Source organism: Phenylobacterium sp., from assembly GCF_030680185.1.
In the GTDB taxonomy this organism is placed as follows: Bacteria; Pseudomonadota; Alphaproteobacteria; order Caulobacterales; family Caulobacteraceae; genus Phenylobacterium.
In genome coordinates this window covers 35,868-48,680 of record NZ_JAUXVZ010000012.1, presented here as the reverse complement: position 1 = coordinate 48,680, position 12,813 = coordinate 35,868, and the positions used below count along the sequence as shown (strand labels likewise).

Here is a 12,813-nt window from a genome sequence, read left to right as displayed (position 1 = left end):
TCCCAGACAAGATCGTGAAGGCTGCCTGAGATGGCGCGCTACAATCCCAAGGACGTCGAGCCCAAGTGGCGCAAGGCCTGGACCGACGCCGAGGTCTTCAAGGCCGAGATCAAGCCGGACCAGCCCAAATACTATGTGCTGGAGATGTTCCCCTATCCCTCGGGGCGTCTGCACATGGGCCATGTGCGCAACTATGCGCTGGGCGACGTGGTCGCGCGCTTCAAGCGCGCCCGGGGCTTCAATGTGCTGCACCCCATGGGCTGGGACGCCTTTGGCCTGCCGGCCGAGAACGCGGCCATCGAGCGCGGCGTCGATCCCCGCGGCTGGACCTACCAGAATATCGCCCGGATGCAGGACGAGCTGAAGCAGCTGGGCCTCTCCATCGACTGGAGCCGGGAATTCGCCACCTGCGACGTGGAATATTACGGCAAGCAGCAGTCCTGGTTCCTGGATCTGCTGGCCCGCGGCCTGGTCTATCGCCGCGAAGGCGTGGTCAACTGGGACCCCGTGGACCAGACCGTGCTGGCCAATGAGCAGGTGGTGGACGGGCGCGGCTGGCGCTCGGGCGCGGTGGTGGAGAAGCGCAAGCTGAACCAGTGGTTCATGCGCATCACCGACTATGCCGACGAGCTGATCGACGACCTGAAGACCCTGGACCGCTGGCCCGACAAGGTCCGGCTGATGCAGGAGAACTGGATCGGCCGCTCCAAGGGCCTGAAGTTCGCCTTCCCCTGGGCGGGCGCAGCCCCAGCCGGCTTCGAGGACGGCCTGAACGTCTACACCACGCGGCCCGACACCCTCTATGGGGCGAGCTTCGTCGGCATTGCGCCGGACCACCCGCTGGCCGAACAGCTGGCCGCCGCCGATCCCAAGGTCGCCGCCTTCATCGCCGAGTGCCGCAAGGGCGGGGCCAGCGCCGCCGAGATCGAGACGGCCGAGAAGATCGGCTACGAGACCGGCCTCATGGTCGCCCATCCCTTCGACCCCGACTGGAAGCTGCCGGTCTGGATCGCCAACTTCATCCTGATGGACTACGGCACGGGCGCCATCTTCGCCTGCCCGGCCCACGACCAGCGCGACCTGGACTTCGCCCGCAAGTACGACCTGCCCGTCAAGCCGGTGGTGTTGCCGCCGGGTGAGGCGGCCGAGACCGTCCGCGTCGAGACCGAGGCCTATACCGGCCCCGGCGTGATCTTCAATTCGGGCTTCCTGGACGGCCTGGACATCGAGGCCGCCAAGGCCGCCGCCATCGCCCGCATCGAAGAGCTCGGCCTCGGCGAAGGCGCCACCGTCTATCGCCTGCGCGACTGGGGCGTGGCCCGCCAGCGGGGCTGGGGCTGCCCGGTGCCGGTGATCCACTGCGACAAATGCGGCGTGGTCCCCGTGCCCAAGGACCAGCTGCCCGTCGCCCTGCCCGCCGACCTGGAGTTCGGCAAGCCCGGCAATGCGCTGGACCGCCATCCCACCTGGAAGCATGTGGACTGCCCGGACTGCGGCGGCCCGGCCACGCGGGAGACCGACACGCTCGACACCTTCGTCGACTCTTCCTGGTACTTCGCCCGCTTCACCGACACGACCGCCGAGGCGCCGATCGACAAGGCCGCGGCCGACTACTGGCTGCCGGTGGACCAGTATGTGGGCGGCATCGAGCACGCCGTCCTGCACCTGCTCTATGCCCGCTTCGTCACCAAGGCCCTGGCCGATGAGGGCATGCTGTCGGTGCGCGAGCCCTTCGCCGGCCTGTTCACCCAGGGCATGGTCACCCACGAGACCTATCGCCGCCAGTCGGGCGAATGGCTGGAGCCCGGCGATGTGGAGATCGAAACCACCGGGAACACCCGCCGCGCCGTCCTGACCTCCACCGGCGAACAGGTGGTGATCGGCGACGTCGAGAAGATGTCGAAGTCCAAGAAGAACACCGTGGCCCCGGAGGAGATCTTCGAGGTCTACGGCGTGGACGCCGCGCGTCTGTTCGTCCTGTCCGACAGCCCGCCCGAGCGCGACACCCAGTGGTCCAATTCCGGGGTCGAGGGCGCCTGGCGCTTCGTCAACCGGGTCTGGGCCGAGTTCGAGAGCCAGCCGGCCAGCCCACCCGCCGCCGAGCCGGACGAGGCGGCGCTGGCCCTGACCCGGGCCAGCCACCGGCTGATCAAGGCCATGACCGAGGCGGTGGATGATTTCCGGTTCAATTCCGGCATCGCGCGGCTGTACGAATTCCTCAATGTTCTCAAGGCTAACCCGGCCCAGGGCGCCAGCCCCGCGGTGCTCTACGCCCGCCACGAAGCCCTGTCGGTCTTCGCCCGCCTGGTCGCCCCCTTCACCCCCCACCTGGCCGAGGAATGCTGGGCCAGCCTGGGAGGCCAGGGTCTGGTCGCCACAGCGCCCTGGCCCGACTATGATCCGGCCCTGGCGGAGGACTCCGTCAAGGTCCTGCCCGTGCAGGTCAACGGCAAGCGTCGCGGCGAGATCAGCGCGCCCGCCGGCGCCGAACCGGCCGATGTGGAGAAGATGGTGCTTGACGACCCGGAGATCGCACGGCGCCTTGAGGGCCTGACCATCCGCAAGGTGATCGTGGTCAAGGATCGTATCGTCAACATCGTGGCCAACTAGGTGATGACCAGACCCCTCCGCCTCACCGGCGTCCTGGCGCTCAGCCTCGCGACGCTCGCCCTGTCGGCCTGCGGCTTCCGGCCCCTCTATGCCGATCCGGGCGTCGCCCTGGGCCTGTCGGACATCGATGTGGCCAGCCCCCGCGGCCGGGCCGGCTATCTGGTCACCGCGGCCCTGAACGACGCCCTGGCCGCCCGCCCCGGCGCCTCGGCCTGGCGCCTCGATCTGGATCTCGCCGAGCAGCGGTTCCCCCGCGGCCTTCGGGTGGACAATGTGGCCACCCGCTACGAATACGTCCTGACCGCAGCCTATACCCTGCGGGCGGGCGCCACGGGCGAACCGGCCAAGACCGGCAGCGTCCGGGTCGAGCTGACCTACGATTCCGCCGACCAGCCCTATGCCTCGATCACCGCCCAGCAGGACGCCCAGGAGCGGGCCGCCACCGAGGCCGCCCGGCGCATCCAGCTGGAGCTCGCCGCCTGGTTTGCTGAACAGGCCGGATCCTAAGGGCCGGCCGGCATGATCCTCAGCCGCCGGCCAGACGTCGAACGCTTCCTGGCCAAGCCCGACGCCGCCATGCGCGGGGCGGTGATCTATGGCCGCGACATCGGCGTGGTCCGCGAGCGGGCCACCCAGCTGGCCGGCAAGGTCGTCCCCAATCCCGATGATCCCTTCGACGTCGCCCTGCTCACCGACGGGGATATCGACGGCGACGCCGGGCGGCTGGACAACGAGCTGGCCTCCCAGTCCCTGATGGGCGGTCGGCGCCTGGTGCGGCTGAAGCTCTCCAGCGAAAAGGCCAGCCTCGACAAGATGGCCGCTGAGGCCATGAAGGGCCACCTGGACGGGGCCTTCAATCCCGAGGCCTTCTTCCTGATCGAGGCCGGGGCGCTCGGCCGCGACTCCACCCTGCGCAAGATCGCCGAGAAGGCCCCGGCCTGCGCCGTCATCCCCTGTTACGAGGACGAGCCCGGCGACATGGCCCGCCTGGTCCGCGAGGCCCTGAACGCCGAGGGCGTGGGGCTGAACACCGAGGCGCTCACCCTGTTTGTCGGCCGCCTGCCCAAGGATCGCGGCGTGGCCCGCCAGGAGATTGAGCGGCTCATCCTCTATCTCGGCCCTCGCAGCGGCGTCACCGCCACGCCCAAGGACCTGGACGACTTCTTAGGCGTAGAGCCCGAGGCCTCCCTGGCCGATGCGGCGTCGGACGCCTTTGGCGGCCGCATCGCCGAGGCCCAGAGCGGCCTGCGCCGGGCCGCCGCCGAGGGCGAAAGCGGGCCAGCCGCCGTCCGCGCCATCAGCCAGCACCTGGCTCGCCTGCGCCGCACCCTGACCCTGGTGAAAAGCGGCGCCGGCCTCCCTGAAGCCGCCAAGGCCTCTGGCATATTCTGGAAGAATGAGCGGGAATTCCTGCGTCAGGCCCGCGCCTGGAGCCTGGAGACCCTGGACGCGGTCCAACCGGAGGTTCTGGCCGCCGACCGCGCCTGCAAGACCACCGGCAGCCCCGACCGCCTCATCGCCGAACGCCTGGCCCTGGCCATCGCCGCCCGCGCGAGGCGGATGGGGTTGTAGGCCCACCTTCGCGCCCTTCCCCCACACGCGTCACCCTCGGGCTCGTCCCGAGGGTCCCTGTCGAGGGCGGGCGCAAGCGTCACGAGGGACCCTGGGCACAGGGCCCAGGGTGACGGCGTTGGGTTGAGGGTTTCGAGACCGCCGCGTCGTGCGCGCCAAGCGTAGAAAGAGAAGAACCACAAAGCGCACAAAGATCACCAAGACGCCGCGCGCCTTCGTGGTCTTTGTGTCCTTCGTGGTTGATCTTCTTGCGGCCCGAGCCACGCCAGATCACCCCGTGCGGGACAGCCTGCGGCAGAGGTCGTCCAGCTGCTCCAACGTCTTGTAGCTGATCTTCAGCTCGCCCGCGCCGCCACGGTCGGCGATCTGGACCGAGAGGCCCAGCACCTCGGCCAGGTCGTTCTCCAGGGCCAGGGTGTCGGTGTCCTTGTCGCCGCCGCCGCTGCGTGCGCCGCCACCGCCGCGGGCCGCGGGTTCGGCGCCCTTGCGCGCCAGGGCCTCGGTGTCTCGCACCGACAGGCCGCGCGCGATCACCTGGTGGGCCAGGGCCTCGGCGTTATCGGAGGTGATCAGGGCCCGGGCGTGGCCGGCCGAAAGCTTGCCCTCCACCACCAGGTTCTGGACCGAGCCCGGCAGGGTCAGCAGGCGCAGCATGTTGGCCACATGGCTGCGGCTCTTGCCCACCACCTCGGCGACCATCTCCTGGGTGCGGCCGAACCGGGCGATCAGCACCTCATAGCCGCGGGCCTCTTCGATGGCGGTCAGGTCGGCCCGCTGGACGTTCTCGACGATGGCGATTTCCATCACCTTCAGGTCGTCCAGCTCGCGGACCACCGCCGGCACGGTGTGCAGGCCGACCCGCTGGCTCGCCCGCCAGCGCCGCTCGCCGGCGACGATCTCGAACCGGCCATTGGGCATGGGCCGCACAAGGATCGGTTGCAGCACCCCGCGCTCGCGAATGGAGTTGGTCAGCTCCTCCATGTCCTCGTCGCGGAAGATCGAGCGCGGCTGCGAGGCGTTGGGATCCAGCAGATCGATGGGCAGGTCGCGCATGGGCGACAGGGCCGGCGCCGTCCCGTCCTCAGGGGCGGTGGCGGCGGCGGCCGCGCCGTCGGCGTTTTCGTCTTCGGCCTCGCCCAACAGGGCCGACAAGCCCCGGCCCAGGCCCCTGCGGTTTTCCGCCATGCTCACATTCCTAAACTCTTAAGCGGCCTTGGCGCGCCGCTGGCGCTCGCGGACCACGACTTCGCGGGCCAGCTTCAGATAGGCCTGGCTGCCGGCGCATTTCAGATCATAGACCAGCACCGGCTTGCCAAAGGACGGCGCCTCCGACACCCGCACATTGCGCGGGATGACGGTGTCGTAGACCTTCTTGCCGAAGTGCTCGCGCACGTCGCTGGCCACCTGTTCGGACAGGCTGTTGCGGCGATCGTACATGGTCAGGACCACGCCCTGGATCTCCAGGGCCGGATTGAGGCTCCCCCGCACCAGCTCGACGGTGCGCATCAGCTGGGTCAGGCCTTCGAGCGCGAAGAACTCGCACTGCAGGGGCACCAGGACGGCGTCGGCCGCCGTCATGGCGTTGACCGTCAGCAGGTTCAGCGACGGCGGGCAGTCGATCAGGACATAGGTGAAGTCGCCGTCCCGGCGGATCTGCTCCAAGGCGTCCCGCAGCTTGAAGGAGCGTCGGCTCTGCGAGCCGATCTCCAGCTCGACGCCGGACAGGTCCGGATCGGCCGGAATGATGTAGAGCCCCGGCAGGTCGGTGGGGACCACGGCCTCCACGGCCGGCTTCTCCCCCATCAGCACGTCATAGAGGGTGGTCTTGCGCTTGGCCCGGCCGACACCGAGCCCGGTCGAAGCGTTGCCCTGAGGATCGGAGTCGATCAGCAGCACCTTCTCGCCGACGGCGGCCAGCGCCGTGCCGAGGTTGATGGCCGTGGTGGTCTTGCCCACCCCGCCCTTCTGGTTGGCGATCACCAGGACGCGGGCGCGGGATGTCCCAGCCGCGCCGGCGGCGGGCTTGGCGTCCTGGAGCTCAGCTTCGGCGGGCATGGATCTTGTTCCTCAGGCGAACGATACGGCCGCGGGGATCGCTGGCGCTGGGCAGAAGCTCCGCCTCGAACCGCCAGGCCGACCGCGCCTCCTCGATCTCGGAGGCCACGTCCTGGCCCTTGAGGAAGAGGGCGGTGTTGTTCCCGTCCAGCCAAGGCTTGGCATAGCCCAGCAGGCGCGTCATGGGGGCGCAAGCCCGGGCCGTCACGATATCCACATCCCGCGACAGGTTTTCCGCACGGTCGTTATGAATCGTCGCCGGCAGGTCCAGGGCGCCGACCACCTCCTCCAGGAAGCGGCAACGCTTGGCCATGCTCTCCACCAGGTGAACGTGGAAGCCTTCGCGCCCCTGGCCGAGAATGGCCAGGACGATTCCGGGCAGGCCGGCGCCGGCGCCCAGATCCGCCCAGGTGCGGGCCTCGGGCGCCAACAAAATGAGCTGAGCGGAGTCCCAGGCATGCCTTCCCCAGAAGTCGGGCAAGGTCGCGGGGCCGACCAGATTCATCCTTTGATTCCAGTCAGTTAGCAGGTCTCGATAGGTCCGAAGGGCCGAAATCTGAGCCTCCGAGGCCCCGCTCAGCCGCACAAATTCAGCCTCGTCGATGTGGGGTGCGGCGCTGTGCGCCACAGAGGCGATTTTTTCAGGGCCGTTTTCGGCGATTTCAGGGGGCTCAAGGGCCGATGGCGTCGAGCTCATGCCGCCACCTTGCGCCGGACGTGGGCCAGCAGGGCGGTGAGCGCGCCGGGCGTCACGCCTTCGATGCGGGCGGCCTGGCCGAGCGTCAGCGGTCGGATGGCGGCGAGCTTTTCGCGCACCTCATTGGAGAGGCCGCCCACCACCCCATAGTCCAGCTCGGGCGGCAGGCGCAGATCCTCGTCGCGGCGGAAGGCGGCGACGTCGGCCTGCTGTCGGTCAAGGTAGCCGGCATAGGCGGCGTCGATCTCCACCTGCTCGCGGACCTCCGGCGCCCAGGCGTTCAGCTCGGGCCAGATCGTGGCGAGGTCTTCGAAGGCGATGGTCGGATAGGCCAGCAGCTCGACCACATTGCGCACCACCCCGTCGGCCTTGACCGGCAGGCCAGCCTGGGCCGCCTTGGCCGGCGACAGGGTCAGGCGGGCGGCGGTCTCCCGCGCCTCGCGCAGAGCCTCGGCCTTGGCCCCGAAGGCGGTGGCCCGCTCGGACCCCACCACGCCCAGCGCCACGCCCTGGGCGGTCAGTCGCTGGTCGGCGTTGTCGGCCCGCAGGATCAGGCGGAACTCCGCCCGGCTGGTGAACATGCGGTAGGGCTCGGTCACACCGCGGGTGACCAGGTCGTCGATCAGCACGCCGATATAGGCTTCGTCCCGGGCGAAGATGTGCGGCTCGCCGCCGCCTGCCGCCCTCGCCGCATTCATCCCGGCCACCAGCCCCTGCGCGCCGGCCTCCTCATAGCCTGTGGTGCCATTGATCTGGCCGGCCAGATAGAGGCCCGGCAGGCGCTTGACCTCCAGCGTCGGATAAAGCTCCCGGGGGTCCACATAGTCATACTCGATGGCGTAGCCATACCGGCGCACCAGCACCTCTTCGAGGCCAGGGATCGTGCGCAGGAACAGGTCCTGGGTCTCTTCGGAGACCGAGGTCGAGATGCCGTTGGGATAGACGGTGTCGTCGTCCAGGCCTTCCGGCTCCAGGAAGATCTGGTGACTGGTCTTGTCGGCGAAGCGGACCACCTTGTCCTCGATGGAGGGACAATAACGCGGCCCCCGGCCACTGATCCGACCCCCATAGACCGCCGATTCCGATAGCCGCTCAGCGATGATCCTGTGCGTCGCCTCGGTCGTGTGGGTGATGCCGCAGGCGATCTGCGGCGTGGTGATCGCCCGCGTCAGGAAGGAGAAGGGCGTCGGCGGATCATCGGCCGCCTGCATCTCCAGCCGGTCCCAGGCGATGGTCGAGCCGTCCAGACGCGCTGGCGTGCCGGTCTTTAGGCGCCCCATGGCCAGGCCGCTGTCATAGAGCCGGTCGGCCAGACCGATCGCGGGCGCCTCGCCAGCGCGGCCGGCCGGAATGCGGCGGTCGCCCAGATGGATCAGGCCCTTGAGGAAGGTGCCCGTGGTCAGCACCACGCGCCCGGCGTGGAAGCTCACGCCGCTGGCGCCGATCACGCCGACCACGCGACCATCCTGGACGATCAGGTCCTCCACCGCCTCGGCCATGAGGGTCAGGTTGGCGGTCGTGGCCAGCTCAGCCTGCATCGCTTGCCGATAGAGCTTGCGGTCGATCTGCGAACGCGGGCCGCGGACGGCGGCGCCCTTGGAGCGGTTCAGAAGGCGGTACTGGATGCCGGCCTTGTCGCCCATCCGCGCCATGACGCCGTCCAGGGCGTCGATCTCGCGCACCAGATGCCCCTTGCCCAGGCCGCCAATGGCCGGGTTGCAGGACATCTCGCCGATGGTCTCAAGCTTGTGGGTCAACAGCAGGGTGCGGGCGCCGACCCGCGCCGCCGCGCTCGCGGCCTCGCACCCGGCATGGCCGCCACCGATGACGATGACGTCCCATGCGCGGGCGTCAGCTGAGGCGTCTTTGGGTTGCAGGATGGACTGGGTGTTCACGCCGTGACCTTGGAATTCCGGTCGCCGCTGCGAGCGCAGGGCGGCCCTCATATATAGGCGACGCGGGGCTCCAGGTCGACGGGCGCCGCGGTCACACCTCCGGTTTGACGGGGTGGGGCCGGCAGGATATCGGCTGTTTCACGTGAAACACCGTGCGCGTAACGGCATGACCGTTTCACGTGAAACATCATTTTCCGATACAAAAGCTGGAGAACACCCGGTCCAGGACATCCTCGGCGCCAATGCGCCCGGTGATGCGATCCAGGGCCCGGGAGGCGAGCCTGACGTCCTCTGCGGCGAGCTCCGGATGGTCGGTTTCGGCCAGAGCCCGCTCGAGCCGGGCTGTCGCCTCGGCCAGCAGCTCCCGATGCCGCAGCCGCGTGGCCGCCGGCGGTTCAGCCCCGCCGAGGTCGCTAGCCACCCGCTCCGCCAGGGCCGCCTCCAGCCAGGCCAAGTCGTTGGGGCTGCGCACCGTGAAGGGCGTCCCCAGGCGTGTCACCGGCTCTCCGAGGTCCCGTTTGGTGGCCAGGATCAGATCGTTGGGTTCTGCGCCTGCCGGGACCTGATCGCTGTCATCGGCGCGGCCGTCGAGCAGCCAGATCCGCAGGTCGGCCCCCTGCCCCCAGGTCCGCGCCCGGCGTACGCCCTCGGCCTCGATCTCGTCCTCCGTCTCCCGGAGGCCCGCCGTATCGGCCAGGATCACCTTGTAGCCCGCCAGCACCATGGGAACCTCGATGATGTCCCGGGTGGTCCCGGCCGTGGCCGTGACGATCGCCGCCTCGCGACGGGCCAGCGCGTTGAGCAGCGTGCTCTTGCCGGCGTTGGGCTGGCCCATCAGGGCGATGCGATAGCCCTCGCGCACCCGCGCGCCGCGCTCGGCCGCCTCCGTCGCCGCCTTCAGCTCGCTGAGGAGAGCTTGGAGCACCGGCGCAGCGCGCGCGGCCACATCGGCCGGAACCTCCTCGTCGGGGAAATCCACCGCGGCCTCGAGCACCGCCAGGGCCTCCACCAGCGATTCCCGCCAGCGCGCCTGGGCGCCGCTCAGCCGGCCGCCCAGCTGGTCCAGGGCCTGGCGCCGCTGGGCCTGGGTTTCGGCCTCGATCAGGTCGCCGACGCCCTCCGCCTGGGCCAGGTCGAGCTTGCCGTGCTCGAAGGCCCGTCGGGTGAATTCGCCGGCCTCCGCTAAACGAAGGCCCATCCCGGCCAGGGCGTCCAGCACGCCTTCGACCACGGCGGGGCCGCCATGCAGGTGCAGTTCGGCGCTGTCTTCGCCGGTGTAACTGGCCGGTCCCGGCAACCAGAGCACCAGGGCCTCATCGAGGATCCCGCCGTCCTGCCCCGCCAGGCGGCGGAGGCTGGCCATCCGCGGAGCCGGCAGTCGGCCGGCAACCTTCTTGAGCGTTGGCCCGGCCTGCGGCCCGGAGATCCGCACGACCGCGACCGCCGCCCGCCCCGGGGCCGTGGCTGCGGCATAGATGGTGTCTTTCATTTAGGTCGGGCGCCGGCGCCCATGGCGCCCTCGGCCGCGGCGGTCATCAACTTGCGAAACTGCTCCTGGGCGCCGGCGCCGAAGGCTGTCCAGGCTTTCACCAGTTCGTCGGGCGAGGCCATGGCCATGTTCTGCTCCAGCCGGTTCTGCATCTCCTTGACCAGCCGCTCATTGAGTTCGGTGACGTCCGGCAGGCCAAGGAAGGCGCGGGCCTCAGTGGGGGAGCAGTCGATCTCGACGGTCATCTTCATGGGAACCTCCGATAGCGCCGGAACCGGGCGCGGTGGCGACATTGTTGTGATCGCTTGTTAGGTATGGGCTCGCCCCTGGGACCAGCGACACCACATCCTAGGTCGGCGAAACCTGGCGGTCGAGGCGAGCCCTCGCGCCGCCCGATGACTTCAAACGCACGGGAGCAGCATATGGCCGGCCAGACCCTCGAAATCAAAACCCCCGACGGCGCCTTCTCGGCCTATGTGGCCAAGCCGGCCCAGACCCCGGCGCCGGCCATTGTGGTCCTCCAGGAGATCTTCGGCGTCAACAAGGTGATGCGCGACATCTGCGACGACTACGCCGCCCAGGGCTATCTGGCCATCTGTCCGGACCTGTTCTGGCGCATCGAGCCCGGCGTCGACATCACCGACCAGAGCGAGGCCGAGTGGAAGAAGGCCTTCGAGTTGATGAACGCTTTCGACGCTGACCAAGGGGTGCGCGACATCCGCGTGGTCATCGACACCATCCGCAGCCATGAGGACTGCACCGGCAAGGTCGGCGCTGTCGGCTATTGCCTGGGCGGCCTGCTGGCCTTCACCACCGCCACCCGCACCGACGCCGACGCCAGCGTCGCCTATTACGGCGTGGGCATCGAGCAGCGCACCGGCGAGGCCGAGCGCCTGGCCCAACCGCTGATGATGCACATCGCCGAGGAAGACCAGTTCGTGCCCAAGGCCGCCCAGGAGCTGATCCTCGGCGCCCTGAAGAACCACCCGCAGGTCCAGATCCATACCTATCCCGGCTGCGACCACGCCTTCGCCCGCAAGGGCGGCGAGCACTACAACGCGCAGGCCGCCGAAGCCGCCAATGCGCGGACCGCCGCCTTCTTCGAAGCGAACCTCCGCTGATGCGCGCCGTCCAGATCGCCCGCACCGGCGGGCCCGAAGTCCTGGAGCTGGTCGAGGTCGAACGCCCCTCGCCCGGCCCCGGCGAGATCCTCGTGCGCAACCAGGCCATCGGCCTGAACTTCATCGACACCTATCACCGCACCGGCCTCTATCCCGTAAAGCTGCCGTCCGGCCTGGGCATGGAGGGCGCCGGTGAGGTGGTGGAGATCGGCGAGGGGGTCGACCGTTTCGCCGTCGGCGACCTGGCGGCCTATGCGTCCGGCCCCATCGGGGCCTATGCGGAGTTTCACGTGGTCAAGGCCGCGCGGGCGGTGAAGCCGCCGCCCGGCGTCGGGGCCGATGTGGCGGCCGCGGCCCTCCTCAAGGGCATGACGGCGGAGTTCCTGCTGCGTCGCTGCTTCCCCGTCCAGGCCGGTCAGACCATCCTGGTCCATGCCGCGGCGGGCGGCGTCGGCTCGATCCTGGTCCAGTGGGCCAAGGCGATCGGCGCCACCGTGATCGGCACAGTGGGGTCAGAGGCCAAGGCCGAGCGGGTCCGCGAACTGGGCGCCGACCACGTCATCCTCTACCGGGACCAGGATGTGGCGGCCGAGGTGCGTCGGATCACCGATGGGGCCGGCGTGCCGGTCGCCTATGACTCCGTGGGCGCGGCCACCTTCGAGGCCACCCTGAACAGCCTCGCGCGGCGGGGTCTGTTCGTCTCCTACGGCAATGCCTCAGGCCCGGCGCCCGCCATCCTGCCCGGACGGCTGTCGCAGCTCGGCTCGCTGTTCCTCACCCGCCCGACCCTGTTCGACTACGTGGCCACCACCGAGGAACTCGACGCCAGCGCCGCGGCCCTGTTCGACGTGATCGCCAGCGGCCAGGTGCGGATCGACATCGGCCAGACCTTCCCGCTGGCCAAGGCGAAGGCCGCTCATGAGGCGCTGGAGGGCCGCGAGACGGTCGGCGCCTCCCTGCTGGTCCCATAGTCGAAGACCGAAGAGGACATAGAGATGGGCAGTTTTTCGGTCTGGCACTGGCTGATCCTGGTCGCCTGGGTCTTCCTGATCGTCTTCCCGATCGGCAAGATTTTCAGCCGCCTGGGCATTCCCTGGGCCGTCGCCTTCCTGATGGTGGTGCCGGGCGTGAACCTGGTGATGCTGTGGATCGTGGCCTTCATCAAATGGCCGAGGGACCACGTCCCGCCTCAGGGCTGATGTTTCACGTGAAACAGGGCGGGGGCGCACTGCGTCCTTCGAGGCTCGCTCTCGCTCGCACCTCAGGCTGAGGGCGGGGGTTGCGGGCTGAGGCGTTTCATTCCGTCCTCATCCTGAGGCGCCCAAAGGGTCTCGAATGACGAGGGCGGTCGCACCGCCCTAAATAAAAAAGGGG

General features: G+C 69.2%; 12 protein-coding genes. 6 read left to right on the top strand and 6 right to left on the bottom strand.

Translation table 11 applies throughout. From position 1 onward, the window contains the following. Nucleotides 1-30 precede the first annotated feature (30 nt). From leuS to holA, 3 genes are read left to right on the top strand one after another with little or no spacing between them, the layout of a single operon-like run. Nucleotides 31-2,610, top strand: coding sequence for a leucine--tRNA ligase (gene leuS, locus Q8L83_RS02565; protein ID WP_305284581.1), 2,580 nt, complete (start codon nucleotides 31-33; stop codon nucleotides 2,608-2,610). A 3-nt stretch (nucleotides 2,611-2,613) separates the two neighbouring features. Next, complete coding sequence (gene lptE, locus Q8L83_RS02560) at nucleotides 2,614-3,117, top strand: LPS assembly lipoprotein LptE (protein WP_305284580.1); 504 nt, start codon at nucleotides 2,614-2,616, stop codon at nucleotides 3,115-3,117. Between the two features lie 12 nt (nucleotides 3,118-3,129). Further along, nucleotides 3,130-4,182 (top strand): DNA polymerase III subunit delta, encoded by a 1,053-nt coding sequence (gene holA / locus Q8L83_RS02555; RefSeq protein ID WP_305284579.1) that lies wholly within the window; start codon nucleotides 3,130-3,132, stop codon nucleotides 4,180-4,182. A 270-nt stretch (nucleotides 4,183-4,452) separates the two neighbouring features. Here the strand turns inward: holA and Q8L83_RS02550 are convergent, their stop codons facing one another. The 6 genes from Q8L83_RS02550 to Q8L83_RS02525 form a co-directional block, all read right to left on the bottom strand. Beyond that, on the bottom strand, nucleotides 4,453-5,367 hold the full coding sequence (locus tag Q8L83_RS02550; RefSeq protein WP_305284578.1) for a ParB/RepB/Spo0J family partition protein: 915 nt from the start codon (nucleotides 5,365-5,367) through the stop codon (nucleotides 4,453-4,455). An 18-nt stretch (nucleotides 5,368-5,385) separates the two neighbouring features. Beyond that, nucleotides 5,386-6,237 carry a ParA family protein gene (locus Q8L83_RS02545; protein ID WP_305284577.1) on the bottom strand — a complete coding sequence of 284 codons (852 nt, stop codon included), beginning with the start codon at nucleotides 6,235-6,237 and terminating at the stop codon, nucleotides 5,386-5,388. After that, nucleotides 6,221-6,865 (bottom strand): 16S rRNA (guanine(527)-N(7))-methyltransferase RsmG, encoded by a 645-nt coding sequence (gene rsmG, locus Q8L83_RS02540; protein WP_370868345.1) that lies wholly within the window; start codon nucleotides 6,863-6,865, stop codon nucleotides 6,221-6,223. Before rsmG ends, Q8L83_RS02545 begins: the two co-directional genes overlap by 17 nt. A 65-nt stretch (nucleotides 6,866-6,930) precedes the next feature. Further along, nucleotides 6,931-8,880 (bottom strand): tRNA uridine-5-carboxymethylaminomethyl(34) synthesis enzyme MnmG, encoded by a 1,950-nt coding sequence (gene mnmG, locus Q8L83_RS02535; protein WP_370868341.1) that lies wholly within the window; start codon nucleotides 8,878-8,880, stop codon nucleotides 6,931-6,933. Nucleotides 8,881-9,016: 136 nt separating this feature from the next. Next, nucleotides 9,017-10,318 (bottom strand): tRNA uridine-5-carboxymethylaminomethyl(34) synthesis GTPase MnmE, encoded by a 1,302-nt coding sequence (gene mnmE, locus Q8L83_RS02530; protein WP_305284576.1) that lies wholly within the window; start codon nucleotides 10,316-10,318, stop codon nucleotides 9,017-9,019. Further along, nucleotides 10,315-10,569, bottom strand: coding sequence for a DUF6489 family protein (locus Q8L83_RS02525; RefSeq protein WP_305284575.1), 255 nt, complete (start codon nucleotides 10,567-10,569; stop codon nucleotides 10,315-10,317). The genes mnmE and Q8L83_RS02525 overlap by 4 nt, the downstream gene beginning before the upstream one ends. Before the next feature lie 171 nt (nucleotides 10,570-10,740). Here Q8L83_RS02525 and Q8L83_RS02520 point away from each other — a divergent pair, with 171 nt between their 5' ends. From Q8L83_RS02520 to Q8L83_RS02510, 3 genes are read left to right on the top strand one after another with little or no spacing between them, the layout of a single operon-like run. After that, nucleotides 10,741-11,439 carry a dienelactone hydrolase family protein gene (locus tag Q8L83_RS02520; protein ID WP_305284574.1) on the top strand — a complete coding sequence of 233 codons (699 nt, stop codon included), beginning with the start codon at nucleotides 10,741-10,743 and terminating at the stop codon, nucleotides 11,437-11,439. After that, a complete protein-coding gene (locus tag Q8L83_RS02515) occupies nucleotides 11,439-12,410 on the top strand; it encodes a quinone oxidoreductase (RefSeq protein WP_305284573.1) in 972 nt (323 codons plus the stop codon). The genes Q8L83_RS02520 and Q8L83_RS02515 overlap by 1 nt, the downstream gene beginning before the upstream one ends. A 24-nt stretch (nucleotides 12,411-12,434) precedes the next feature. After that, entirely contained in the window at nucleotides 12,435-12,638 is a 204-nt protein-coding gene (locus Q8L83_RS02510) for a hypothetical protein (RefSeq protein ID WP_305284572.1), read from the top strand. Nucleotides 12,639-12,813 lie beyond the last annotated feature (175 nt).